A 22,814-nucleotide genomic window follows, 5' to 3' on the forward strand; every position below is an offset into this window, starting at 1 on the left:
ACCCCGAGCGTGGTGGGGGAAACCCCCGGACCCGCGTGGTCGAGGGGTCAGGGGATGAGGACGATCTTGCCGCGCGTGTGGCCGTGCTCGAGCTCCTCGAAGGCGTCCTGCACGCGGTCGAGCGGGTAGGTCGCGGCGACGGGCACCTCGATCGCGCCGTTCGCGACCTCGAGTGCGAGCGCGCCGAGGATCTCCGGATCGGCCGTGTCCGCACTGCCCGAGGTCTTCGCCCCGACCTCGGCTGCCTCGTCGAACGCGATGATCGTCTCGATGCGGTCGACCGGCACCCCGAGCGCGATGCCGAGGCGGACGTACTCGGCGCCGTGGGTGTCGATCACGGCGTCGACGCCGTTCGTCGCGAGTTCGGTGATGCGCTCCTGCAGGCCGTCGCCGTACGCGACGGGTCGTGCGCGCTTGGAGCGGAGCCACTCGTGGTTCGCCTCGGACGCGACGGCGATGACGTCGATGCCCTCGTTCGCGAGCAGCTGGGTGACGAAGCCGCCGACCCCGCCCGCGGCACCGGACACCACGACGGTCTCACCGGCACGCGGGTCGACCGCGCGGACGGCCGCCGCCGCGGTGGTCGCGATGACGTCGAGGCCACCCGCCACCGTCCAGTCGAGCAGGCGTGGCTTCTGGACGACCTGCACGGCCGGCACCGAGACGTACTCGGCCTGGCTCGCGCGGTCCCACGACCAGCCGATGACCTCTTCGCCCTCGTCGACGCCGTCGACCTCGGCTCCGACGGCGACGACGATGCCGGCGAAGTCGGTGCCCTGCCCGGACGGCAGGTCGCCGCCGAACGCGCCCTGGCGGATCGCAGACTCACCGGGGTTGATCCCGGCGGCGCGCACGCGGACGAGCACCCGCCCGGCGGTCACATCGGGCACGGGCACCTCGGCGACGTGCAGGACCGATCGGTCACCCCACTCGTCGAAGCGGACAGCGCGCATGGTCTCCGGGATCTCAGTCATCGGGACCGACGCTACCCCGGAGCGCCGCACCCGGGCTGCGTGGACCGCTCCATCCCTGCAAGAGCAGGAAAGTGCGAGCCTGCGACAGTGCGAGACTGAGAGCATGCCCATCCTGAACAAGGACATGCAGGTCTGCATGTCGCTGGCCGCGCGACCGAGCAACATCGGCACCCGCTTCCACAACTTCCTGTACGACGAGCTCGGTCTCGAGTTCCTGTACAAGGCGTTCACCACGACGGACCTGCCCGGCGCCGTCGCCGGCATCCGTGCGCTCGGGATCCGCGGGTGCTCGGTGTCGATGCCCTTCAAGGAGGCGATCATCCCGCTCGTCGACCACATCGAGGACTCCGCCGCCGCGATCCAGTCGGTCAACACGGTCGTGAACGACGACGGCGTGCTCACCGCGTCGAACACCGACTACGAGGCGATCGCCGCACTGCTCGGGTCGCACCGGGTCGACCCGGCTTCGCGGGTGCTGCTCCGCGGCTCCGGCGGCATGGCCAAGGCCGTCACGGCGGCGTTCCGAGGCGCCGGCTTCGACCGGTTGACGGTCGTCGCCCGCAACGAGCAGACCGGCCCGGCCCTGGCGACGCAGTACGGCTACGAGTGGGTCGCCGACGAGCGTGAGGCGGGGGAGACCGACCTGGTCGTCAACGTCACCCCGCTCGGCATGCGCGGCGACCAGCAGGACGCACTCGCCTTCGCGCCGGAGCGGATCGAGGCTGCCCACACCGTCTTCGACGTGGTCGCGTTCCCGTCGGAGACCCCGCTCGTGCGGGCGGGCCGCGACGCCGGCAAGCACGTCATCACCGGCGCCGAGGTCATCGCCCTGCAGGCAGCCCGTCAGTTCGAGCGGTACACGGGCGTCGCCCTGACCGACGACCAGGTGGCGCGGGCCAGCGAGTTCTCGCGCGCCGAGTAGTCGACGCACCCACAGGGCGGACGGGAGGTGGGCCCCACCCGCCGGTTCCGGCGTGACGCGCCAGCGGCACGACGGCCGTGACGGGAGGCCCGTGGCGGCGCCGCCACGGGCCTCCCGTCCGTTCGTGGGGACGTCTCAGGCGGTCGCCGAGCGCCCGACGGCCACCCACTCGAGGCGGCGGAGCGTCTCGCGGTTGCGCATCCAGATGAGCGGCTGCATGAGGAAGTCCGGCACGTGCGAACCCGGCCCGGCCACCGCGTTCTCGGTGATCGTGACCTTGCTGCCGTGCCGGTGCGGTTCGACCGTCAGCTCGACGCGGGCCTCGCCGATGGGCCAGCCCTTGGGCTGGATGACCATGCGGTGTGGCGGCTCCCAGACCAGCGACGTCGTGACGTCGTCGATGACGATCGGCCAGGCGCCGAACGAGTGGTGCAGCCGCGTGCCGACATGCGGCCACCCGGACTCCTCCTTGCGCATACGCGACGCCCCGACCACCCAGGTCGTGTAGAGCCACCCGTCGCCGAGCACGTCGAAGACGGCTTCGGGACGGCAGTGCAGGATGCGGACGTTCTTCGCCATGGTGTTCAGCCTTCCGGGGTGAGGTCGACGTCCTCCGGCAGTCCGAAGGTGTGCCGGAGCGCGCTCTTCGCCGCGTGCCAGCCGGCCATGCCGTGCACGCCGGGGCCGGGTGCCGCGGACTCGGAGCACAGGTACATGCCGCCGCCCATCCGCCACGGGTCGCTGGACAGGACGGGGCGCTTGACGAGCTGCCAGAAGCTCGCGGCACCGGCGGCGATGTCGCCACCGACGTAGTTCGGGTTGTACTCGCCCATCTGCACGGCGGTGCGGGAGCTCGACGACAGGATCGTGTCGCGGAACCCCGGCGCGAAGCGCTCGATCTGACGGGTGACGGCCTCGGTCGGGTCGACGTCCGAGCCCGCGGGGACGTGCGCGTAGGCCCAGAAGACGTGCTTGCCCTTCGGGGCGCGGGTCGGGTCCACCACCGTGGGCTCCGCGCCGAGCACGTACGGACGCTCGGCGTGCTGCCCGTTCGCGACGGCACGTTCGGCGGCCGCGATCTCCTGCCGGGTCCCGCCGATGTGCACGGTCCCGGCCTTCCGCAGCGACTCGTTGGTCCACGGCACCGGGTCGGACAGCGCGAAGTCGACCTTCGCCGCCGCGTTGCCGAACCGGAAGCGTCGCAGTGCGCCGCGCTTCGGGGTCGGGATCTGCTTGCCCGCGATCCGGAGCATGCCGGGCACGCTCGTGTCGAACAGCACCGCCTTCGCCGGGGTGAGGTCACCGAGCGACCGGACCTCGTGTCCGGTGACGATGCGGCCGCCGTGCGCGACGAGGTCGGCGGCGAGCGCGTCGACGATCGCCTGGCTGCCACCGATCGGCACCGGCCAGCCGCGGGCGTGCGCGTACGAGCCGAGCGACAGTGCCGCCGCCGCGGTGGACAGGGACGGCAGGTGCTGGATCGAGTGCGCCGCGACGCCGGACACCATCGCCGGGGCGGCCTCGCCGCGGAAGCGCAGGTTCCACGCGGCGGTGCCCTGCTCGAGCGCCCGCAGCCCGAACCGCAGGACGGTCAGGGGGTGCCGCGGCACGTGCAGCAGCGCGTCGGTCGCGAAGTCCGCGACCTGGTCGGCGTTCTCCGCCAGCGGCGCCATCAGCTGCCGGAAGGCCGGTCCGTCCACCCCGAGTTCAGCGGCGGTGCGGTCGAGGTCCTGGTACGCGATGCCGGCGCGACCGTGGTCGAGCGGGTGGCCGTACTGCACCTCGGGCAGGCGGAGCTCGATGCGGTCCTCCATGCGGAAGCGCCGGAAGAACTCGGACTGCAGGGCCATCGGGTGCACTGCGGAGCAGACGTCGTGCAGGAACCCGGGCAGGGTGAGCTCGGCCGTGCGGGCACCGCCGCCGATCGTGTCGTTCCGTTCGACGACCTCGACCGACAGGCCCGCGCGGGCCAGGGTCACCGCCGCCGCGAGTCCGTTCGGTCCCGCTCCGACGACCACCGCATCCACCATGCCCCGAGCCTAGGGACTCGTGACTGCGTGTGGTGTCGGTCAGGTGCGCGAGGTGTCGGGGTCGGCCGGGTCGGACTCGTCCTGGTCACCGTCGGCGTCGTCCGGTTCGTCGGCGTCGACCGGAGTCGATCCGACGGGGTGCTCGGCGAGCAACTCGGCGAAGTCCTCGTCGAGCATCTGCTGCAACCGGTCGTCGCGGCCGATCTCGTAGTCGTCCGCCGGGCGCTGTGCCCAGCCGAGGCGTCCGACGACGGTGGTGCCGATGTCGTCCCAGGCGCGGGCCCGCGCGGCGAGGACGATCCCGTCGACGAAGTGCTGGTCGTCGCGTCGCTTGTCGAGCATGGCGGCGAGTTGCTCGTACGTGGCCTCGCGCATCCGGAGCTTCAGGTCGTCGCCGCGCCGGTAGTCGTGCTGGTGGCGGGAACGGCCCTTCTGCTTGCTCGAGGTGGAACGGATGTCGCGCATCCGTGCGGCGTCACCCCGTTGTTCCTCGGCCATGCGGTGGAGTTCCTCGCGCGTGGCCTCGGCGATGAGTGCGTGGTCGAAGTACCCCTGGTCACGCAGGGCGTTCGTGATGATGCGGTTGGCCACCGCGATGGTGACGGCGGCCTTCGCGATGAGGAAGCCCTCGTCGACCGCACGCTTCAGTTCGACCTGGCTGATGGGTCGATCGCGCACGTCGTGGTTGCGTCGTCCGAACAAGGCCATGCTCCGACGATACCGGCGACCGGTGTCGGTCCGTCTGCACGGGGGCGGCGGACCTCAGAGGAGCAGGCCGTAGACCGCGACGTCGACCCGCTCGGGGCCGAGCGGCAAGGCGCCACGCAGGGTGCCCTCGTGGGTGAAGCCGAGCCGCTCGGCGAGCCGCCGGCTCCGCACGTTGTCGACCGCCGTCCGGATCTCCACCCGGGCCACGCCGCGGGCCCGGGCAACGCCGATCAGCACGGTGGCGGCCCGCCGGGCGACACCACGGCCCTCCTGTCCGGCGTCCACCCAGTAGCCGAGCGATGCCTGCCCCAGGTACGGGTCGAACGTCAGCGAGGCCACCCCGACCACGCGGTCGTCGTGGCGGATGACGCAGGGCAGCGAGCGGTCCATCGCGTACTGCCCGAGCAGCCGCTCCGTGTGCAGGGCGATGGCCTCGCGTGTCTGCGGGTCCCACGCCCAGGGCTCGGCGGCCCGCAGACGATCGGTGTTGGCGTGCACGAGTGCGAGCACCTGGTCGACCGTCGTCAGGTCGCGCAGCGTCAGCGTGGAGCCGTCACCGAGGTCGCGTCCGAACGTCGTCACCGCTCCGACACTAGGCAGCCCTGCCTGTCACTCGTACCGGAGCGCCTCGATCGGGTTCTGCCGTGCGGCTCGTCGTGCCGGCAGGGTGCCCGCCAGGAACGCGATGAACATCACGACGAGGATGATCGTGGCGACGGACCCTGGAGCGAACTGCATGATCTGCAGCCCCGGCAGGTCCTTGAGGAGCGTGCCGGCCAGGACGTTCGAGATCCCGGTGCCGAGTGCGATCGCGACCCCGGCGCCGATGGCGCTGCCGAGGAACCCGATGAAGACCGCCTCGAGCGAGAACAGCGTGTAGACCTTGCCGCCGCCCATGCCCATCGCCTTCATCAGGCCGATCTCGCGGGTGCGCTCCTGCACGCTCATGAGCAGGGTGTTGATGATGCCGAAGCCGGCGGCGATGAGCGCGATCACGGCGAAGGCGTTCAGGACCCCGACGATGCCGCTGATGACGGTCTGGAACTGACCGAGCTGGTCCTGGATGGTCTGGCCGAGGAACCCGTCGTCGGCCAGGGACTTCTTGACCGTGGTGACGGAGGCGCCCGGATCGAGCGTCGCGGTGGCGCTGGCGTAGGAGGTCGCGATCGAGTCGGGCTTGCCGATCTCCTGCGCGGCCTGCATGGCGTCGGTCAGCGCGGCGTTCGCCCCGGCCCCACTGCCGAACAGCGACTCGTTCTGCACGCCCACGACCGTGGCGGTGAGCGTGTGCGCCTTGCCCTGGTAGTCGTCGACGGCGATCGTGAGTTCCTTGCCGACGGCGGCGGAGGCGCTGCCGAGGCCCATGTTCTTCAGGTAGTCGGTCGGCAGCATCACCTGGTCGGCGTCGGTCTGGTCGTCGAGCTGCTTGCCGCTCGCCAGGTCGGCGTCGAGCTCGCCGGCGTTGGCCGTGAGCGAGACGACGTACTTGCCGTGGTCGCCGTACTCGGCGTACTTCGGCGCGAGAGCGACCGCGGGGCGGAGGCTCTTGATGCCGTCGGTCTTCTCGATCGCGTCGACGTCGGACTGCGACAGGTAGGAGAACGACGCCGGGCCACGGTCGACACTCTGACCAGAGGCCTCGGGGTCGTACTTCGCCGGGCCGCTGTCGGTCGAGCTGGTGTCGACCGCCTTCGTGATGGTCAGGGAACCGGTGTCGCCGATCGACGAGACCTGGGTGTCGATGTAGTTGCTGACGCCCGTGCCGATGGCCGAGGTGAGCGTGATCGTGAAGGCGCCGATGAAGATCGCGATGACGGTCAGGGTCGTGCGCAGCTTCGAGCGGAAGGTGTTCGAGACCGCGGTGCGCAGGAGGTCGAGGAAGTTCATGCGGAGTGCCTTCCGTGCGTGGCGGACGCGTCGACCGCGTCGTCGGGTCCGCCGACGATCAGGCCGTCGCGGACGTTGACGCTGCGGTCGCAGCGCGCGGCGAGCTCTTCGTCGTGCGTGACCACGACGAGCGTGATCCCCCGCTCGCGCTGCAGCCCGAACAGCATGTCCTCGACCACCTGTCCGGTGTTCGTGTCGAGGTTGCCGGTGGGCTCGTCGGCGAAGATCACGCTGGGCTCACCGACCAGCGCGCGGGCGATGACCACGCGTTGCTTCTGGCCGCCGGACAGGTCGTTGGCGTCGTTCTTCGCCTTGTCGGCCAGCCCGAGGGCGTCGAGCGCCGCCATGCCCCGTCGCTTCCGCTCGGCCCCGGAGACGCCGGCGATCTTGAGCGGGAGCACGACGTTGTCGAGCACCGAGGTCTTCGGCGTCAGGAAGAACTGCTGGAACACGAAGCCGAACGTGCTGTTCCGGGTGCGGTTGACCTGGCGGGCACCGAGCGTCGCGGCGTCGGTGCCGTCGAGCAGCACCTGTCCGGCCGACGGCTTGTCGAGCAGCGCGAGCAGGTGCATGAGCGTCGACTTGCCGGAGCCGGACTTGCCGACGATTGCCAGGCTCTCGCCCTGGTGCACCGCCAGCGACACCCCCTTGAGCGCGTCGAACCGCGTCGCGCCGCGGCCGTAGGTCCTGGCGAGGTCACGGGCCTCGAGCACGGGAGTGGTCATGCGTTCACCGTAGTGTCCGGTGCACGACTGCAAGTTTGCGTTTGCTGTAGATCATGTGACGTTCCGGTTACAGTCGGGCCATGCCCGACTCCGCGACGCCGTCAGAACTCGGTCTCCGTGACCGCAAGCGCATCGAGACCCGCAACCGCATCGCCGAGGCCGCTCGGTCCCTGGTGCTCGAGCAGGGCGTCGACGGCACCACGATCGAGCAGATCGCCGCCCGCGCCGACGTGTCCCCGCGGACGTTCTTCAACTACTTCGAGAGCAAGGAGGACGCGGTCCTCGGGCACACCGAACTCGACCTCGAACCCGCCGCCCTCCAGGCACACCTGGAATCCGTCTCGGGGGAGCCGGCAGCGCAGGCGGTCGTCGACCTGGCGTTCCTGGTGTTCGGGTCGTCGTTCGGCGACGAGCACGAGCGGCTCGAGCGCAAGGCCGTCATCGTGCGGTTCCCGCAGCTGATGCGTCGGCAGGTCGCGCGGATGACCACGGTCGCCGAGGCGATGACCGGCGCGGTGCGCACGATCCTCGAACGCGACCCGGCCTGGGGGCCGGACGCCGCGACCCCGCAGGCGGCCGAGATGCTCCTCGGCATGTGCATGACGGGCTTGCGCAGTGCCGCTCGGCACGAGGGCTCCGACCCCGAACAGGTGCGGGCGGCAGTGGTCGCGGCGATCCGCGACACGGCGGCGCGCATCGCCGCGGCCTGAGACGCGACCACGAACGCACGGGAGGCACGGTGCCAGCTGGCACCGTGCCTCCCGTCCGTGACGTGGATGCGTCGAGAACGGTCAGGGCTTCGTGATGAAGCCCTCCTTCACCATCCAGTCGAAGGCGACGTCGGCCGGCTCGCGCCCCTCGACGTCGACCTGACGGTTCAGCTCCTGCAGCACCGCGTCGGTGAGCTTCGGCGAGATCTGGTCGTAGATCCCCTCGAGCTGCGGGTACTCCTTGAGCGTCTTCGAGTCGATGACGGGCGCGACGTTGTACGCCGGGAAGAAGCCCTTGTCGTCCTCGAGCACCGTCAGACCGAGCGACTTGATGCGGCCGTCGGTGGTGAACACCTCACCGAAGTTGCACTTGCCGCGGTCGGTGGCCGTGTAGACCGTGCCGGTGTCGAGGATGCTGACGTTGCTGCTCGGCACGCCGTTCGACCCCGAGCCACCGAGCTCCAAGCCGTACTTCTTGAGCATCGGCTTGAAGCCGTCGGCACGCGAGTTGAACTCCGACTCGACGCAGAACGTGCGCTGGTCGACCGGCAGCTTCGTGATGTCGGAGAGCGTCTTGACGTTCCCGAGCTCCTTGACCGCTTCGTCACGGACGGCGAAGGCGTAGGTGTTGTTCATCGGCGCCGGGTTGAGCCAGGTCAGCCCGTTGCCGGCGTCCTCCTTCTTCACCGCCGTCCACTGCTCGGTCTTGTCCGGGATCCCCTTCGCGTGGCCCATGAAGGTCAGCCAAGCGGTGCCCGTGTACTCGTACGTGAAGTCGGCCGCGTGCGAGGTCATCAGCTCACGGACCGCGACACTGCCGGGCACGTTCGTCTCGTCGGTGACGTCGAACCCGGCGGCCTTGGCGGCGAGCACGGCGATCTTGCCGAGCACGAGCTGCTCGGTGAAGTTCTTCGACGTCACGGTGATGTGGGCGCCGGCCGGCAGGTCGTCGATGCGCTGGATGGAACCGGCACCGGCCTCGGGCACGAACGAGGTGGCGGGCTGCAGGCCGCAGCCGGTCAGGACGAGGGCGGTGGCACCGGCGACGAACGCGGCGGCTCCGACCCGGGTGCGGGTGCGGCGGGTGCTGCGGGTGCTGCGGGTCATCGGAGTCCCTTCGGTCGTGCGACCGTCTCGACCACGCGGCCGAGCCAGTCGATGGAGAGGGCGAGCAGGGCGACCAGCAGGGCACCCGAGACGAGCACCTTCGGCAGGAACAGGGTCACGCCCGTGGTGATGAGCAGACCGAGTCCGCCCGCACCCACGAAGGTGGCCAGGCTCGCCGTGCCGACGAGCAGCACGAGCGCGGTCCGGATGCCGGAGAGCATGACCGGCACCGCGAGCGGGAGCTCGACGCGCATCAGCACGCTGAAGGCGCTCATGCCCATGCCACGACCGGCCTCGACCAGTCGGGCGTCGACGCTCTGCACGCCGATCATGGTGTTCCGGAGCACCGGCAGGATCGCGTAGAGGACGAGCGCGATGACGGCCGACCGCGTGTTCAGGCCGAGCCAGGCGGCGAGCAGCACGATGAGGCCGACGGCCGGGGCAGCCTGCCCGAAGTTCGCGACGGCGAGCACGTACGGGCTCGCCCGGCGCAGCGGGCCGCGGGTGAGCAGGACGCCCAGCGGGATGCCGATCACGAGCACGAGCACCGTCGACTGCAGGGTCAGGACGAGGTGCTGGCCGGTCAGGGAGAGGATGTCCGCCGGGTTGAGCGTCGTGCGCTCGGTCGGGGTCAGGTCCGCCGTCGCGAGCCACACCGCGAAGCCGGCCAGGACGACCAGGATCGCGATCGGCTGGAACAGCAGGCCCTTCCACGAGGTGCTCGCACCGGTGGCGGGACCGGCGACGGCGACTGCGCTCACAGGTCTTCTCCGGTGGGCATCGCCGACACCGGCGACGACGGCATGGTCTCGATCGGGTTCGTGTTCGTGCCGACCGGCGTGTAGGCCTGGTCGCCGGCGGCGGTCGCGCGGGAGCGGGTGATCGCCTCCATCACGGTCTCGACGGTGATGACCCCGCGGAACGCGTCACGACGACCGGTGACCAGTGCGGCACCCGCGCTCGAGACGAGCATGGTGTCGAGCGCGTCGTTGAGGGTCGCGGCCTCGCCCACGACGGGCAGGCCGGGCTCGACGCCGTCGGGGATGCGGTCGAGGCGCTCGAGCTGGCGGCGCGACGGCCACCCGATCGGTCGCTGGCGGTGGTCGACGACGACGGCGTGCTGGTGCCCGCCGGCCTCGTTCATCCGCTGCAGCACGGCCTTGACCTCTTCGCCGGGCGAGCACGTCACGGCCGACTCGACCTCGACGTCGCGCACGCGGTTCAGCGTGAGCTGCTTGAGGCCCGCGCCGGAGCCGATGAAGTTCTCGACGAACTCGTTCGCCGGCTCGGCCAGGATCCGCTCCGGGGTGTCGTACTGCACGATGTGCGCGCCCTCGGTGAAGATGACGATCCAGTCGCCGAGCTTCACGGCCTCGTCGAAGTCGTGCGTGACGATGACGATCGTCTTGTGCAGTTCCTCCTGGATGCGCAGGAGCTCGTCCTGCAGGCGCTGACGGGTGATCGGGTCGACCGCGCCGAACGGCTCGTCCATGAGCAGGACGGGCGGGTCCGCGGCGAGCGCACGGGCCACGCCGACGCGCTGCTGCTGGCCGCCGGAGAGTTCGCGGGGGAACCGGTCCCGGTAGGTGTCGGGGTCGAGCGAGACCAGGTCGAGCAGCTCGTCGACGCGCGCCGCGATCTTCTCCTTCGACCAGCCGAGCATCTTCGGCACGATCGCGATGTTCGCCGCGACGGTCATGTGCGGGAAGAGGCCGCCGGCCTGGATCACGTAGCCCATGCGGCGGCGGAGCTCGTCGCCGTCGATGCCCGTGACGTCGTCGTCGCCGACGACGATCCGGCCCTGGGTGGGCTCGATCAGGCGGTTGATCATCTTCAGCGTCGTCGTCTTGCCGCAGCCGGACGGGCCGACGAGCATGACGATCTTGCCAGCCGGGATCTCGAGCGTGATGCCGTCGACGGCGGGCTTCGACTGCCCGGGGTACCGCTTGGTGACCTCGTCGAGCAGGATGCTGCGCCCGGTGACGTCCCCGTCGGGCGCGGTGGTGGTGGCGGAGTCAGTGCTGGACACGGATACCTCTCGAGATGGTCAGGCGGCCGAGGCCGATGAGGAGCAGGTCGAGGACGAGGGCGAGCAGGACGACGCCGACCACCCCGACCACGACGGAGGACAGGGCGTTGGCGCCGCCGAGGCGGGACAGCCCGGAGAAGATGAAGCCGCCGAGTCCGGGGCCGAGCGCGTAGGCGGCGATGGCGGCGATGCCCATCACCATCTGTGCGGAGACGCGGACGCCGCTCAGGATGATCGGCCACGCCATCGGCAGTTCGATCTGCAGCAGGGTGCGGAACCGGCTCATGCCGACGCCGCGCGCCGACTCGACGACGGTGGGCGGGATCTCGGCGAGACCGACGACCGCGTTGCGCAGGATCGGCAGTGCGGCGAAGAAGACGACCGTGACGACCGACGGCAGGACGCCGAAGCCGAGCGGGACGATGAGCAGGCCGATGACGGCGAACGACGGCAAGGTGAGGCCGATGGCCGACACCCCGTTCGCGAACGCTGTCAAGCGCGGGCTGCGGTAGACGAGTGTGGCGAGCACCACGGCGATGACCGTGGCGAGGACGACGCACTGGACGACCAGTGAGAAGTGCTGCCACGATGCGAACCAGATCTGGTTCCATCGCTCCACGACGTACTGGAACACGGGTGGGCGCTCCCCTTCCGGTCGGCTGAACTGCCCACAGATCGGGGCACGAGCTCGGCCAAAGCTACGCAGCACCTGGACCGGTTGTACAACGCAACCCTGCCGAGGCGGCAGTTTCCCTCGCAGTTGCGATGAGGACAACCCCTGGTCAGAGGGGGAACACCAGGGCAAGCCTGGGAGAACGGTAACGATCGGGCCGGGTGCCCGGCTATGCGCTCAGGTCACGCAACCCGGCACGCTCCGCGATGTCGACGAGCTGCTCGCGCCACCGGACCCATTCGTCCGGCGTCTTGTCGGCCAGGTTGCCGTCGCCGTCGCCGGCCAGGCCGTCGAGCATCTCGCGCACGATGTCGGCGTGCCCGGCGTGCCGCGCGGTCTCGTAGGCCATGTGCACCAGGATCCGGTGCAGCGTGACGTGCCGGTGCTCCTCAGGCCACCACGACACGGTGCCCGTCGCGGTGAGGTCGAGCGCCTCGATGGTCGCGTCGGCGTGGGCGGCACTCCGGTGGTGGAAGGCCACGACGTCCGCCATCGTCTCGTCGAGCGGGGCGAACATGTCGTCGCCGTCCTCCGACTCGAGCCACGCGGGCGGGTCCGGCAGCGGGCGCCCGAACACCTCGCCGAAGTAGCCGGCCTGCACGCCCGCGACGTGCTTCACCAGCCCGAGGACGTTCGTGCCCGTCGGTGTCACCGGCCAGCGTGCCTGTCGCTCCGCCAGCCCGTCGAGCTTGGCCAGCAGTGCTGCTCGGTGCTTCTGCAGGTACCGGTGCAGCGTCTGCTTCACCGCGGCGTCGGCAGCCGCCTGGTCGGGGGTCGGCGCAGACCCCTCGTCCGACAGCAGCGCGTTGCCGCTGGCCGCCAGCGTGCTGGTGCTCGCGGGGTGCACCTCGGGGACCGCTTCGACGTCGCTCATGCCCCCGATCGTGCCACCCGGAGCTCCTGCAGGCGTGTCGATTCCTGCACCGCGACCCGTTCGGCCGTCAGCAGCAGCCCCGCGACCTCGGCACCGGAGCGTGCCGGGGCGTCGTTCCAGCTCGTCAGGTCGCGCACGCGCCCCATCCGGATGTCCGGCGCGGGGCACCACAGCACGGGCTCGCCCTCGTCGCGGGCCAGGGCGTGCCAGACGACGTCGAGCGCGTGCTGGACCCGCGGTGCGTGCACCGCGAGCGGCCCACCAGCTGCGGACACGACCGCACCGACCAGGCACGCGCCGACGAGCGGTCGGCCCTGCACGTCCATCGCGGCGGCACTGGAGGCCTTCCGCTCGTGGCCGTGCTCGTCGAGGTAGGCGAACCAGGCGTGCTGCACCCAGCCGCGCTCGACGACGGCGCGGGCGTCGGAGAGCAGGTGGACGAGTTCGCCGAGTTCGCGCACCCGGTCGTCGACCCGTCGCGCGCGTGCGGTGGCGCGGCGGTCCGCGAGTCGGTCGACCAAGCCGCGGAGACCGCGTCGGACGGGGGCGGGGGAGGCGTCGGTGGCGACGTCGTGCTGGACGCGGAGCTCGAGGGTCATGGCGGCCCCTCCGATCGACTGTGCACGGATGGTGCGGTCACGATAGCCCCGGGGAGACTCAGTCGTCCAGCACCGCGTCGATGCTCCGTCGGGCGACGCTCCGGAAGGCGCGTTCGTCGGCGGTCGCCAGGGCGGACGCGAGCGCCACCACCCACCCGCGGGCGCGCTGCCAGGTGGCGTCCGAGGCTGCGACGCGGGCACGGAACGCGCGTCGCCCAGGCTGGTCGAACGTCAGCCAGGCGGTCGCGAGGTCGACGGCGGGATCGCCCGCGGTGACGTCCCCGAAGTCGATCACGGCTGACAGGTGGTCGACGCCAGCGGATGACGAGTCGACGAGCAGGTTGAAGGGGTGCAGGTCGCCGTGCACCCAGACAGGAGGCCCGGCGTGCGTCGGCGCCGCGGCTGCGGCCCGCCAGAGCGCGGCCAGCTCGCCGGCCCGGTGCACGTCGTGGCCATCGAGTCGCGCCAGCACCGCGTCGCTCCGCGACGCGAGCGGCACCGCACGGAACGGGTTCGCCGGGGCACCGGCCGGGGCCGCCACGTGCAGGAGCCCGACGAACGCGGCGAGCGCCTCGGCCACGGGGACCCCGGCCGCGCGTGCGCCGATCGGGGTGCCGGGGAGCCACGGCACGATGCTCCACGACCACGGGTACCCGAGGGCGGGTCGGCCGGTCCGCACCGGAGCCGGCACCGGGACGACCGACCCGACCCGGGCGGCGATGTCCGGCAGCCAGCGCTGTTCGTGCTCGACGAGGCGTGCGGCCAGCTGCCGGCGGGGGACCCGCACGGCCAGGTCGTCACCGAGACGCAGGACGACGTTGTCCCACCCGTTCGCGACGACCTCGAGCGACAGCCCGGACAGGTCGGGGTGCTGGTCACGCAGCAGGGAGCGGACGAGCGGGACGTCGACGTCGACCTCGGCAGCGGGTGTGGGCACCGCGTCAGGCTAGTGGGCCGCCGGACACATGCCCGCGAACTGGGGCCGGTGGCGCGACCGGCTTCTCGGTAGTCTCAGAGGCGAGGTGACGTGGGTGTTTCCCTGGGGGGACCCGCGTCACTCCGGAGCGATGAGCGCGACGAGTCGCGGGATCTCCGGACGCAGCCGTTCGGTGACGAACGCGTCCAGCAGGACCGTCCAGAGTTCCCGCAGGCCCGCGAACAGGTCGGCCCGCCGCGTCATCACGTCCGAGACGGTCTGCACGCCCGTGTAGGCACGGACGACGACCCGGCCGACGAGCTCCGGGTCCCACCGCGGATCGAGCTCTCCCGCGCCGACGGCCTGCCGCGCGAACCCGGCGACCACCGCGGCCCAGTCGGTGTACGGGTCCCGCCGGTCCACGTCGCTCGCCGCCACGTCGGTCGACAGGCGCACCCCGGCGCTCACGACGACCTCGGTGGTCATCTGCACGGCGAGTCCCTGGCACAGCCACATGATCGACTCGAGCGGAGTGGTGCCCCGCGCCACCGCGGCCTCGCCGTACCGGCGCGAGATCGCGTGCTGCTCGGCGACGACGGCCCCCGCCATGTCGGCCTTCGACGTGAAGTGGAAGTACAGCGCACCCTTGGTCATCCCGATGCGTTCGGCGATGCCGTCCATCGAGGCTCCGACGTACCCGCGTTCGTCGAACTCCGCGGCCGCGCCCTCGATGATCGCGGTGCGGGTCGCGAGCGACCGCTGCTGCCGGGTCGGTCGGTCCTGCGCCATGGGGTCCGATCGTAGTCAGCGCACGCGATCGCCGGGGAGCCCTGGCCGCATTCGGCAGGCGTTCGGCCGCGTGCCCTACGGTCGGTCGCCATGGACGGATGGCGGAACCCTGCGCGCTGGGCACGGACGGGCCGGTGGCTGCTGCTGCCGATCGCGGTGCTCGACTGGGTCGCGCTCGCGCCGCAGACCATCGTGGTGCTCGCGTTCCTGATCGCCGTCGTCGGGCTCGCCGGCATGGCAGCGGCCCTGGTGGTGCACATGCTCGGTCGGTCCCGTGGGGCCATGGCCGCCCTCGGGGTCGTGCTGCTGCTCGGCGGCCTGGTGGTGTTCGGCCTCGACCCGTTCCCGGGCTCGTTCCCGCTCATCGCGTCGTGGTGGCCGGAGTCGATCACGCAGCCGCAGACCGTCGGCAGTGCTTACTGGCAGCTCGCCGGCCTGGGCATCGAGCTCGCCGGGTTCGGCCTGCTCGCCACCCTGCTCGTGGTCTCGCTGACCGGCACGCCACGCCCCCGGCAGGACCGCTTCCGCTCCTGACCGCCCCCGTGGCAACGCTCGGCGCCCGGACGTGCTCCGCGCTCAGAGTCGGGTGAGCACCACCAGCGTGACGTCGACCTCGGCGTCCACGGTGACCGCCGTGCGCACCCGCTCGATCACGCCCGCCCCGTCCGGAGCGGACCGCACCAGCGCGGCGAGGTCGTCCAGGCGGCGGGTCCCGTCCAGCGTCAGGACACCCTGCGTGCAGATCGCCAACCGGTCGCCGGGTGCCAGGTCGAGCGAGCCGGACGACCGGGGGATCGACACCGGCTGCAACCCGAGCGGCAGGTCGACCGGGCGCAGCACCCGAGCGGGCCCGTCCGCGGGGACGAGCACCGCGAGCCCGTGGCCGGCGTCGCCGAAGTCGACGTGCCCCGACGTCGGGTCGAGCCGCAGGTGGAAGAGCGAGCCGACGGCGTCCGCGGCCGACAGGTCGGCGGTGACCTGGGCCTCCAGGCCGACGATCGTGTCCTGCACCTCGGCACCGGTCCGCGCCACCACGGCGCCGCGGACCACCGCGGCGAGCAGGCCGGACGCCGGTCCGGCGGCGCTCACCCGGCCGACGGTGACGTGCAGGGCGTCGTCCGGGGCGAGGCGCCAGTCGGCGACGTCACCCCCGCCACCGTCGTGCTGGGCGACCAGGACGTCGAGGGCGTACCCCGGCACCGCGACCGGGTCCGGCACCAGCCCGTCGAGCACCCGACGGACCCGTCCCAGGTCGATGGCGACGCCGAGTTCCCGCTCGGTCCACCGGGCGAGGTCACGCAGCAGGGCGACGTCCTCGGGGGAGAACGTGCGCGGCACCGCGTCCATCAGGCACAGCGTGCCCACCCGGGTACCGTCGATCATGGTCAGCGGTGCGCCGGCGTAGAACCGGATGCCGTGCTCCGCCACCGCGGCCGTGTCGGCGAAGCGGGCGTCGAGCGACGCATCCGGGATCACCATCGGTTCGCGGGAGAGGACGGTCGTCGCGCAGAACTGCTCACTCGCGGGGACGCTCGAGCCCTGGTGCCAGCCGAAGGTCGACTGGGTGGTGACGAGGTCGTGGTGGACGAGGTTGAGGAAGGTCAACGGGACGTCGAACGCCTCGTGGGCCATGCGGGTGATGCGGTCGAAGCGCTCCTCGGGTCCTGATCCCAAGATGGCGAGCGCCTCGATCACCGCGGTGCGGCGGTCCGCATCGGCGAGGTGGTTGGTCACCCGGCCTGTCTACCCGCATCGTCCGCCAGGAACCAGTCCCTCGGGTGGGGGTCGGCGGTCAGCGCGCGGCGCTCGGAAACCGGTGCAGCCCAGACGGCGGCGTTCGACAGCACGCGCTGGATGTCCGGGTGGTGGTACACGGGGTACTCCTGGTCGCCCGGCGAGAAGTAGAAGACCCGGCCGAGACCACGGCGGTACGCGACGCCGGAACGGAAGACCTCGCCGCCCGCGAAGGTCGACAGGAAGACCTCTTCGTCGGGGCGCGGGATGTCGAAGTACTCGCCGTACATCTCCTGCCGGTCGATGACGATCGGGTGCGGGACCCCGGCGGCGATCGGGTGCTCGGGCGCGACGGTCCAGACGAGTTCACGCTCGCCGTCGTTCCGCCACTTCAGCGAGCAGGTCGTGCCCATCAGGCGCTTGAACGGCTTGGAGTAGTGGCCGGAGTGCAGCACCACCAGCCCCATGCCGGCGTGCACGGCGTCGACGACCAGGTCGACGACGGCGTCGCGCACCTCGTCGTGGGCGACGTGCCCCCACCAGAACAGCACGTCCGTGGTGGCCAGTCGTTCGGCGGTGATGCCGTGGTCGGGTTCCTGCAGGGTGGCGGTGGAGACGTCGGCCCCGGGCTGCGACCGCCGGAGCGCCTCGGCGATCACGGTGTGCATGCCGTCGGGGTAGTGCCCGGTGACCGTCGCGTCACCGCGGGTCTCGTGCACGTTCTCGTTCCAGACGACGATGTTCAGGGGACGGTTCTCGGTCGACGGCGACATGGGACCAACGCTACCCGTGATCGGATCGCGCAGACACTGGCGTTTTCTGATCGTTTCGCCTAGCTTCGGATCACAAACGCGCAGACGGCGGTACCAGGGGGTACCGATCACCGTCCGCGCCGAGGACAGGGGCTCGTCCGATGCAGCACCGAACCATCACCACCGTCGCGCTCGCGGCGGTGCTCGCACTCGCCGTACCGACCGCCGCGTGGGCATCACCCACCGGTCACCACCAGCGGAACGCGACCACCTCGACCGTGACCTACACGGCGAGCGACGCGGTCATCCCGAACCCCTCGCGCGGGTTCGACCACACCACCGAGACGCACTACCGCGCCGACGGCACCGGGTACACGCCGCTCGACGCCGCGACGCTCCGGGGCTACCGGGCCGAGGGCGTCACCCAGGTCGTCCGGGTCTTCTACATGGAGGCGTTCGTCCAGCAGCGGCAGCTCAGCCCGGCCTGGCTCGCGCTCGTGCAGCACGACTACGACACCGCACGTGCAGCCGGCGTGGGTGTGATCACCCGGTTCGCGTACGTCCAGGGCGGCTCGTACCCGTACTCGGCGCCCTACGGGGACGCCGACCTGCCGACCGTGCTCGCGCACATCGAGCAGCTCACCCCGACGCTCCGCCGGAACGCCGACGTCATCCCGACCCTGCAGGGGGGCTTCATCGGGCTCTGGGGCGAGGGCTACTACACCGACCACTTCGCCAGCGACCCGGCGAACCCGGGGGTGCTGACCGAGGCCGACAAGGACGCCAGGCGACAGGTCCTGCAGGCCGAGCTCGCCGCACTGCCGTCCAGCCGATCGGTCCAGGTCCGCACCATGCAGATGAAGCAGGACGCGCTCCGCACCCCGTCCGGCACAGCCGGGGCGCTCACCCCGGAGCAGGCGCACGACGGTTCCCCGGCGTCGCGGATCGGGCACCACAACGACTGCTTCCTCGCCTCGGCGGACGACTTCGGCACGTTCCTGAGCAACCCGCTGTCCCTCGACCAGGACTACCTGGCGGCGGAGTCGCGGTACGTCCCCGTCGGCGGTGAGACCTGCGCCGTGAACACGCCGCGGACCGACTACCCGTCCGCCTCGGCCGAGATGGCGAAGTACCACTACAGCTACCTCAACCTGGACTACAACAAGGACGTCCTGGCGACCTGGGGCACGGACGGCATCACCGACGCCGCGAAGAAGCTCGGCTACCGCTTCACCATGACCTCGAGCACCGCCACCTCGGGCGCGAAGGCGTCGGTGGCGGTGTCGATCCGGAACGACGGCTGGGCGGCGCCGTACAACAGCCGCCCGGTGCAGCTCGTCCTGACCGACGGCGACCGCCGGGTGACCGTGCCCGTGGCCGCCGACGCGTCGTCCTGGCAGCCGGGACGGACCGTGACCGTCCGGGCGTCCCTCGCCGACGTGCCGAACGGGCGCTGGAGCGTCGCACTGGCCCTGCCCGCACCGGAGGCCTCGGTGGCGACGGACCCCGCGTTCGCGATCCAGACGGCGAACACCGGCACGTGGGACGCGAGCACGGGCGTGAACCGCCTCGGTCAGACGGTGGTCGTACAGCACTGAGCAGACCTGCAGCGCGCCCCGGGTCGGACGATCCGGGGCGTTCTGCTGTCTGTCAACCGGGTCCGCCACGATTGACGGCATGACTCCGCGCTCCCTGTTCCGCGCCGCCGCGGTGGCCGAACTCGTGACCTGGACCCTGCTCATCGCCGGGATGGTGCTCAAGTACGGGCTGGACGCCGGCGACTGGGGCGTCCGCATCGGCGGCGGCGTGCACGGCTTCGTGTTCCTGGCGTACCTGGTGGTCACGACGGTCGTCGCCGTGAACCAGCGGTGGTCGTTCGGGGCGCTCGTGCTCGGCTGGGTCAGTGCCGTCGTGCCGTACGCCACCGTGCCGTTCGAGGTCGCGGTCGCCCGCCGCGGCATGCTCGAGGGGTCGTGGCGCCGCTCGCCGGACGCCCACTCGGGCTTCTGGGACCGCCTGCTGTTCTTCGTCGTGCGTCGTCCCGCGGTGGCCGCCGGCATCGGGGTCGTGGCCGTCGCCCTGGTCTTCACCGGGCTGCTGGCCGTCGGCCCGCCCGTGCCGTCGCGCGGCTGAGGCGACGAGCGCCCCCCGGCTGATCAACGAGTGAGCAGAAGACGTCCGGTTCGCAAGCGGGACCCGACGTCTTCTGCTCACTCGACGCGGCCGTGGTCGCGACCACGGGCGGACGGGAGGTGGGCCCCACCAGCCGGTACCGGCGCACCGCGCCAGCGGGGTGACGGCCGTGCCTGGAGGTGGGCCCCACCAGCCGGTACCGGCGCACCGCGCCAGCGGGGTGACGGCCGTGCCTGGAGGTGGGCCCCACCAGCCGGTACCGGCGCACCGCGCCAGCGGGGTGACGGCCGAGCCTGGAGGGACGGTGCCAGCTGGCACCGGGCCTCCTGTCCGTGGGCTGGGCGCTGCTAGAGCGCTGCCAGCGCCGCGTTCAGCGTGGCGGACGGGCGCATGACCGCGCTCGTCTTGGCGTCGTCGGGGCGGTAGTAGCCACCGATGTCTGCCGGGTGGCCCTGCACCGAGACGAGCTCGTCGACGATGGTGCGCTCCTGCTCACCGAGCTTCGCCGCGAGGTCCGCGAACGACGCCGCGAGCTCGGTGTCCTGGGTCTGCGCGGCGAGCTCTTCGGCCCAGTACTTCGCCAGGTAGAAGTGGCTGCCGCGGTTGTCGATCGAGCCGAGCTTGCGGCCAGGGGATTTGTCCTGCTCCAGGAAGGTCCCGGTGGCACGGTCCAGGGTCTCGCCCAGGATCTTCGCCCGCTCATTGCCCGTCACACCGGCCAGGTGCTCGAGGCTGACCGCCAGGGCCAGGAACTCGCCCAGGCTGTCCCAGCGCAGGTAGTTCTGCTGCACGAGCTGCTGCACGTGCTTCGGCGCGGAACCACCGGCACCGGTCTCGAACAGGCCGCCGCCGCCGAGCAGCGGGACGACGGAGAGCATCTTCGCCGAGGTGCCGAGCTCCATGATCGGGAACAGGTCGGTCAGGTAGTCGCGCAGGACGTTGCCGGTGACCGAGATGGTGTCCTCGCCGCGGCGGATCCGCTCGAGCGAGAAGCGCATGGCGTCCTCGGGCGCGAGGATCTCGATCTGCAGGCCGTCGGTGTCGTGCTCGCCGAGGTACTTCCGGACGAGCCCGATCAGGTTGGCGTCGTGCGCGCGGGTCTCGTCGAGCCAGAACACGGCGGGCGTCGAGGAAGCACGGGCGCGGGTGACGGCGAGCTTCACCCAGTCGCGGATGGCGACGTCCTTGGTCTGGCAGGCGCGCCAGATGTCACCGGGCTCGACGTCGTGCTCGATGACGACGTCGCCCGAGGCGGTCGTGACGCGGACGACACCGGCGCCGGGGAGCTCGAAGGTCTTGTCGTGCGAGCCGTACTCCTCGGCCTTCTGCGCCATCAGGCCGACGTTGGGCACGGAGCCCATCGTCGACGGGTCGAAGGCGCCGTGGGCGCGGCAGTCGTCGAGCACGGCCTGGTAGATGCCGGCGTAGCTCGAGTCGGGGATGACGGCGAGGGTGTCGTGCTCGTCGCCGTCCGGACCCCACATGTGCCCCGAGGTGCGGATCATCGCGGGCATCGAGGCGTCGACGATGACGTCGCTCGGTACGTGCAGGTTCGTGATGCCCTTGTCCGAGTCGACCATGGCGAGCTCGGGGCCGTCGGCGATGCCCTGCTTGAAGGCGCGCTCGATCTCGGCGCCGTTCGGCAGCGCACCGAGGCCGGCGAGGATCGAGCCGAGGCCGTCGTTCGGGGTGAGGCCGGCGGCGGCGAGGTCGGCGCCGTAGCGCTCGAACACCGACGGGAAGAACGCCTTGATGACGTGCCCGAAGATGATCGGGTCGGAGATCTTCATCATCGTGGCCTTGAGGTGCACGGAGAACAGGACGTCCTCGGCCGCGGCACGCTCGATCTGCTTCCGCAGGAACGACTCGAGGGCGGCGACGTGCAGCACGGTGCCGTCGACGACCTCGCCCTGCAGCACGGGGATCGACTGCTTGAGGACCTGCTCGGTGCCGTCCTCGGCCACGAAGGTGATCGTCAGGACGTCGTCGGCGGGGGCGATCCAGGACTTCTCGTTGGACCGGAAGTCGTCGACGCCCATGGTGGTGACGTTCGTCTTCGAGTCACGCGACCAGGCGCCCATGCGGTGCGGGTGCTTGCGGGCGTAGTTCTTGACCGACAGGGGTGCGCGGCGGTCGGAGTTGCCCTCGCGCAGCACCGGGTTGACGGCGCTGCCCTGGACGCGGCCGTAGCGGGCGCGGATCTCGCGCTGCTCGTCGGTGGTGGCCTCGTCCGGGTAGTCGGGCAGGTCGTAGCCCTGCGACTGCAGTTCCTTGATCGCGACCTTGAGCTGGGGGATCGACGCCGAGATGTTCGGCAGCTTGATGATGTTCGCCTCGGGGGTCTTCGCCAGGTCGCCGAGCTCGGCGAGGGCGTCGTCCAGGCGCTGCTCGTCGGTGAGCCGCTCCGGGAACTGGGCGATGATCCGGCCGGCGAGCGAGATGTCGCGGGTCTCGACGTCGACACCCGCGGTGCCGGCGAAGGCCTGGATGACCGGGAGGAAGGAGTGGGTGGCGAGGAACGGCGCCTCGTCCGTGAGGGTGTAGATGATCTTGGCCATGCTGGCGGGTACTCCCTTGTTCGACCGTCGGTACGTCCACGGTACTCGTGGCGCAGGATGTCTCGACATCAAGATACATCGCCCCCCAGAGTGGGGCGTGAGCGCGTCAGTCGCCGAGCGAGACGCGGAACACCCGGACGCCCGCGGCACGGAGCCCGGCGAGGCCGAGCCGCATGCGCAGGGGCCGGAAGGGGCGTCGGAACCCGGACGACGCCGACGCCGCGTCGATCTGGTGCAGGACCTCGGACGTCAGGGTGCGCTCGAGCTTCGGTGCGAGGCGGGTCACCCCGGACACCGTGACGACGATGCGCACGGCGTGCGGCGCGAGCAGCGGCGCGATGAGCTCGGCCGCCGCCTGGGCCCGGTGGAACGCGGGGTCGTCACCGGGGCGACGGATCGCGATGACGGCGAGCGCGGCATCCCAGGTCTCCTCGGGGTCCGGCAGGTCGTCGACCCCGATGACCCGCATCCGTGCGGCGTCGATGCCGGCGCGCACGGCCGCGGCCCGGAGCACGGGCAGGAGTTCCTGGGTACCGGCCAGCACGACGTCGGCCGACGACAGGTCGACCGTTCCGTACCGCTCGCGCGGCGTTCGGGCCATGGTGCGGGTCCTTCCGTCGCTTTCCCTCGACCGTACTGATCGGGGCTGCCCGGGGGACGCGGCAGCACAGGGTGATCAGGCCCCTCCCAGCCG

The 22,814-nt window shown here is 71.3% G+C and carries 24 protein-coding genes; 5 read left to right on the forward strand and 19 right to left on the reverse strand.

Features of this window, described 5'->3' with window-relative positions:
- Positions 1 to 47: 47 nt before the first annotated feature.
- A complete protein-coding gene (locus MXD64_RS17285; RefSeq protein ID WP_042537586.1) occupies positions 48 to 974 on the reverse strand; it encodes an NADP-dependent oxidoreductase in 927 nt (308 codons plus the stop codon).
- 103 nt (positions 975 to 1,077) lie between these two features.
- On the opposite strand from MXD64_RS17285, the gene MXD64_RS17290 reads away from it, so the two are divergent.
- Positions 1,078 to 1,896, forward strand: a complete 819-nt coding sequence (locus MXD64_RS17290) for a shikimate 5-dehydrogenase (protein WP_042537588.1) — start codon at positions 1,078 to 1,080, stop codon at positions 1,894 to 1,896.
- A gap of 135 nt (positions 1,897 to 2,031) precedes the next feature.
- Here MXD64_RS17290 and MXD64_RS17295 read toward each other — a convergent pair whose 3' ends face one another.
- Genes MXD64_RS17295 through MXD64_RS17320 form a run of 6 tightly spaced genes read right to left on the reverse strand, consistent with a single transcriptional unit; the run spans position 2,032 to position 7,246 of the window.
- Positions 2,032 to 2,475: an SRPBCC family protein gene (locus tag MXD64_RS17295; protein WP_017887908.1), complete on the reverse strand. Its 444-nt coding sequence runs from the start codon at positions 2,473 to 2,475 to the stop codon at positions 2,032 to 2,034.
- A gap of 5 nt (positions 2,476 to 2,480) precedes the next feature.
- Positions 2,481 to 3,926: a phytoene desaturase family protein gene (locus MXD64_RS17300; protein ID WP_017887907.1), complete on the reverse strand. Its 1,446-nt coding sequence runs from the start codon at positions 3,924 to 3,926 to the stop codon at positions 2,481 to 2,483.
- A gap of 39 nt (positions 3,927 to 3,965) precedes the next feature.
- Positions 3,966 to 4,634, reverse strand: coding sequence for a hypothetical protein (locus MXD64_RS17305; protein ID WP_017887906.1), 669 nt, complete (start codon positions 4,632 to 4,634; stop codon positions 3,966 to 3,968).
- 54 nt (positions 4,635 to 4,688) lie between these two features.
- Positions 4,689 to 5,216, reverse strand: coding sequence for a GNAT family N-acetyltransferase (locus MXD64_RS17310; RefSeq protein WP_017887905.1), 528 nt, complete (start codon positions 5,214 to 5,216; stop codon positions 4,689 to 4,691).
- 27 nt (positions 5,217 to 5,243) lie between these two features.
- Positions 5,244 to 6,521: an ABC transporter permease gene (locus MXD64_RS17315; protein ID WP_263136870.1), complete on the reverse strand. Its 1,278-nt coding sequence runs from the start codon at positions 6,519 to 6,521 to the stop codon at positions 5,244 to 5,246.
- The gene (locus MXD64_RS17320) at positions 6,518 to 7,246 is read right to left on the reverse strand and encodes an ABC transporter ATP-binding protein (RefSeq protein WP_031260145.1); all 729 of its coding nucleotides are present in this window, start codon (positions 7,244 to 7,246) and stop codon (positions 6,518 to 6,520) included. The genes MXD64_RS17315 and MXD64_RS17320 overlap by 4 nt, the downstream gene beginning before the upstream one ends.
- A gap of 80 nt (positions 7,247 to 7,326) precedes the next feature.
- On the opposite strand from MXD64_RS17320, the gene MXD64_RS17325 reads away from it, so the two are divergent.
- Positions 7,327 to 7,956 carry a TetR/AcrR family transcriptional regulator gene (locus tag MXD64_RS17325; RefSeq protein ID WP_263136873.1) on the forward strand — a complete coding sequence of 210 codons (630 nt, stop codon included), beginning with the start codon at positions 7,327 to 7,329 and terminating at the stop codon, positions 7,954 to 7,956.
- An 81-nt stretch (positions 7,957 to 8,037) separates the two neighbouring features.
- Here the strand turns inward: MXD64_RS17325 and MXD64_RS17330 are convergent, their stop codons facing one another.
- From MXD64_RS17330 to MXD64_RS17365, 8 genes are all read right to left on the reverse strand, one after another.
- Positions 8,038 to 9,063, reverse strand: a complete 1,026-nt coding sequence (locus MXD64_RS17330; protein WP_263136874.1) for a glycine betaine ABC transporter substrate-binding protein — start codon at positions 9,061 to 9,063, stop codon at positions 8,038 to 8,040.
- The gene (locus tag MXD64_RS17335) at positions 9,060 to 9,824 is read right to left on the reverse strand and encodes an ABC transporter permease (RefSeq protein WP_017887900.1); all 765 of its coding nucleotides are present in this window, start codon (positions 9,822 to 9,824) and stop codon (positions 9,060 to 9,062) included. The genes MXD64_RS17330 and MXD64_RS17335 overlap by 4 nt, the downstream gene beginning before the upstream one ends.
- Positions 9,821 to 11,092, reverse strand: coding sequence for an ABC transporter ATP-binding protein (locus MXD64_RS17340; protein WP_017887899.1), 1,272 nt, complete (start codon positions 11,090 to 11,092; stop codon positions 9,821 to 9,823). Before MXD64_RS17340 ends, MXD64_RS17335 begins: the two co-directional genes overlap by 4 nt.
- Positions 11,079 to 11,726, reverse strand: a complete 648-nt coding sequence (locus MXD64_RS17345) for an ABC transporter permease (RefSeq protein WP_017887898.1) — start codon at positions 11,724 to 11,726, stop codon at positions 11,079 to 11,081. The genes MXD64_RS17340 and MXD64_RS17345 overlap by 14 nt, the downstream gene beginning before the upstream one ends.
- Before the next feature lie 208 nt (positions 11,727 to 11,934).
- Positions 11,935 to 12,639, reverse strand: coding sequence for a DinB family protein (locus tag MXD64_RS17350; RefSeq protein WP_017887897.1), 705 nt, complete (start codon positions 12,637 to 12,639; stop codon positions 11,935 to 11,937).
- Entirely contained in the window at positions 12,636 to 13,238 is a 603-nt protein-coding gene (locus MXD64_RS17355; RefSeq protein ID WP_017887896.1) for a DUF6197 family protein, read from the reverse strand. Before MXD64_RS17355 ends, MXD64_RS17350 begins: the two co-directional genes overlap by 4 nt.
- A 58-nt stretch (positions 13,239 to 13,296) precedes the next feature.
- On the reverse strand, positions 13,297 to 14,175 hold the full coding sequence (locus tag MXD64_RS17360; RefSeq protein WP_263136877.1) for an aminoglycoside phosphotransferase family protein: 879 nt from the start codon (positions 14,173 to 14,175) through the stop codon (positions 13,297 to 13,299).
- Between the two features lie 117 nt (positions 14,176 to 14,292).
- Complete coding sequence (locus tag MXD64_RS17365) at positions 14,293 to 14,943, reverse strand: ScbR family autoregulator-binding transcription factor (RefSeq protein ID WP_071250027.1); 651 nt, start codon at positions 14,941 to 14,943, stop codon at positions 14,293 to 14,295.
- Positions 14,944 to 15,033: 90 nt separating this feature from the next.
- On the opposite strand from MXD64_RS17365, the gene MXD64_RS17370 reads away from it, so the two are divergent.
- A complete protein-coding gene (locus MXD64_RS17370) occupies positions 15,034 to 15,477 on the forward strand; it encodes a hypothetical protein (RefSeq protein ID WP_017887893.1) in 444 nt (147 codons plus the stop codon).
- A 42-nt stretch (positions 15,478 to 15,519) separates the two neighbouring features.
- Here MXD64_RS17370 and MXD64_RS17375 read toward each other — a convergent pair whose 3' ends face one another.
- Both MXD64_RS17375 and MXD64_RS17380 read right to left on the reverse strand, forming a co-directional pair.
- Complete coding sequence (locus MXD64_RS17375; RefSeq protein ID WP_017887892.1) at positions 15,520 to 16,677, reverse strand: PP2C family protein-serine/threonine phosphatase; 1,158 nt, start codon at positions 16,675 to 16,677, stop codon at positions 15,520 to 15,522.
- Positions 16,674 to 17,450, reverse strand: coding sequence for a ThuA domain-containing protein (locus tag MXD64_RS17380; RefSeq protein WP_259494659.1), 777 nt, complete (start codon positions 17,448 to 17,450; stop codon positions 16,674 to 16,676). Before MXD64_RS17380 ends, MXD64_RS17375 begins: the two co-directional genes overlap by 4 nt.
- Before the next feature lie 140 nt (positions 17,451 to 17,590).
- Between MXD64_RS17380 and MXD64_RS17385 the strand changes: the two genes are divergently transcribed.
- Both MXD64_RS17385 and MXD64_RS17390 read left to right on the forward strand, forming a co-directional pair.
- Positions 17,591 to 19,027: a DUF4832 domain-containing protein gene (locus MXD64_RS17385; protein ID WP_263136878.1), complete on the forward strand. Its 1,437-nt coding sequence runs from the start codon at positions 17,591 to 17,593 to the stop codon at positions 19,025 to 19,027.
- 79 nt (positions 19,028 to 19,106) lie between these two features.
- Positions 19,107 to 19,562: a DUF3817 domain-containing protein gene (locus MXD64_RS17390; RefSeq protein ID WP_017887889.1), complete on the forward strand. Its 456-nt coding sequence runs from the start codon at positions 19,107 to 19,109 to the stop codon at positions 19,560 to 19,562.
- A 347-nt stretch (positions 19,563 to 19,909) separates the two neighbouring features.
- Here the strand turns inward: MXD64_RS17390 and MXD64_RS17395 are convergent, their stop codons facing one another.
- Positions 19,910 to 22,120 (reverse strand): NADP-dependent isocitrate dehydrogenase, encoded by a 2,211-nt coding sequence (locus tag MXD64_RS17395; RefSeq protein WP_263136879.1) that lies wholly within the window; start codon positions 22,118 to 22,120, stop codon positions 19,910 to 19,912.
- 106 nt (positions 22,121 to 22,226) lie between these two features.
- On the reverse strand, positions 22,227 to 22,721 hold the full coding sequence (locus tag MXD64_RS17400; protein ID WP_017887887.1) for a hypothetical protein: 495 nt from the start codon (positions 22,719 to 22,721) through the stop codon (positions 22,227 to 22,229).
- Positions 22,722 to 22,814: the final 93 nt, after the last annotated feature.

Origin of the sequence: Curtobacterium sp. Arg-1 (assembly GCF_025643395.1) — a bacterium.
GTDB lineage: Bacteria > Actinomycetota > Actinomycetes > Actinomycetales > Microbacteriaceae > Curtobacterium > Curtobacterium poinsettiae.

Coding starts and splice junctions, on each gene's coding strand:
- MXD64_RS17295 (WP_017887908.1), bottom strand. CDS start 2,475: ATGGCGAAGAACGTCCGCATCCTGCACTGCCGTCCCGAAGCCGTCTTC.
- MXD64_RS17395 (WP_263136879.1), bottom strand. CDS start 22,120: ATGGCCAAGATCATCTACACCCTCACGGACGAGGCGCCGTTCCTCGCC.
- MXD64_RS17315 (WP_263136870.1), bottom strand. CDS start 6,521: ATGAACTTCCTCGACCTCCTGCGCACCGCGGTCTCGAACACCTTCCGC.
- MXD64_RS17300 (WP_017887907.1), bottom strand. CDS start 3,926: ATGGTGGATGCGGTGGTCGTCGGAGCGGGACCGAACGGACTCGCGGCG.
- MXD64_RS17390 (WP_017887889.1), top strand. CDS start 19,107: ATGACTCCGCGCTCCCTGTTCCGCGCCGCCGCGGTGGCCGAACTCGTG.
- MXD64_RS17400 (WP_017887887.1), bottom strand. CDS start 22,721: ATGGCCCGAACGCCGCGCGAGCGGTACGGAACGGTCGACCTGTCGTCG.
- MXD64_RS17325 (WP_263136873.1), top strand. CDS start 7,327: ATGCCCGACTCCGCGACGCCGTCAGAACTCGGTCTCCGTGACCGCAAG.
- MXD64_RS17305 (WP_017887906.1), bottom strand. CDS start 4,634: ATGGCCTTGTTCGGACGACGCAACCACGACGTGCGCGATCGACCCATC.
- MXD64_RS17355 (WP_017887896.1), bottom strand. CDS start 13,238: ATGACCCTCGAGCTCCGCGTCCAGCACGACGTCGCCACCGACGCCTCC.
- MXD64_RS17350 (WP_017887897.1), bottom strand. CDS start 12,639: ATGAGCGACGTCGAAGCGGTCCCCGAGGTGCACCCCGCGAGCACCAGC.
- MXD64_RS17330 (WP_263136874.1), bottom strand. CDS start 9,063: ATGACCCGCAGCACCCGCAGCACCCGCCGCACCCGCACCCGGGTCGGA.
- MXD64_RS17385 (WP_263136878.1), top strand. CDS start 17,591: ATGCAGCACCGAACCATCACCACCGTCGCGCTCGCGGCGGTGCTCGCA.
- MXD64_RS17285 (WP_042537586.1), bottom strand. CDS start 974: ATGACTGAGATCCCGGAGACCATGCGCGCTGTCCGCTTCGACGAGTGG.
- MXD64_RS17320 (WP_031260145.1), bottom strand. CDS start 7,246: ATGACCACTCCCGTGCTCGAGGCCCGTGACCTCGCCAGGACCTACGGC.
- MXD64_RS17365 (WP_071250027.1), bottom strand. CDS start 14,943: ATGGCGCAGGACCGACCGACCCGGCAGCAGCGGTCGCTCGCGACCCGC.
- MXD64_RS17370 (WP_017887893.1), top strand. CDS start 15,034: ATGGACGGATGGCGGAACCCTGCGCGCTGGGCACGGACGGGCCGGTGG.
- MXD64_RS17380 (WP_259494659.1), bottom strand. CDS start 17,450: ATGTCGCCGTCGACCGAGAACCGTCCCCTGAACATCGTCGTCTGGAAC.
- MXD64_RS17290 (WP_042537588.1), top strand. CDS start 1,078: ATGCCCATCCTGAACAAGGACATGCAGGTCTGCATGTCGCTGGCCGCG.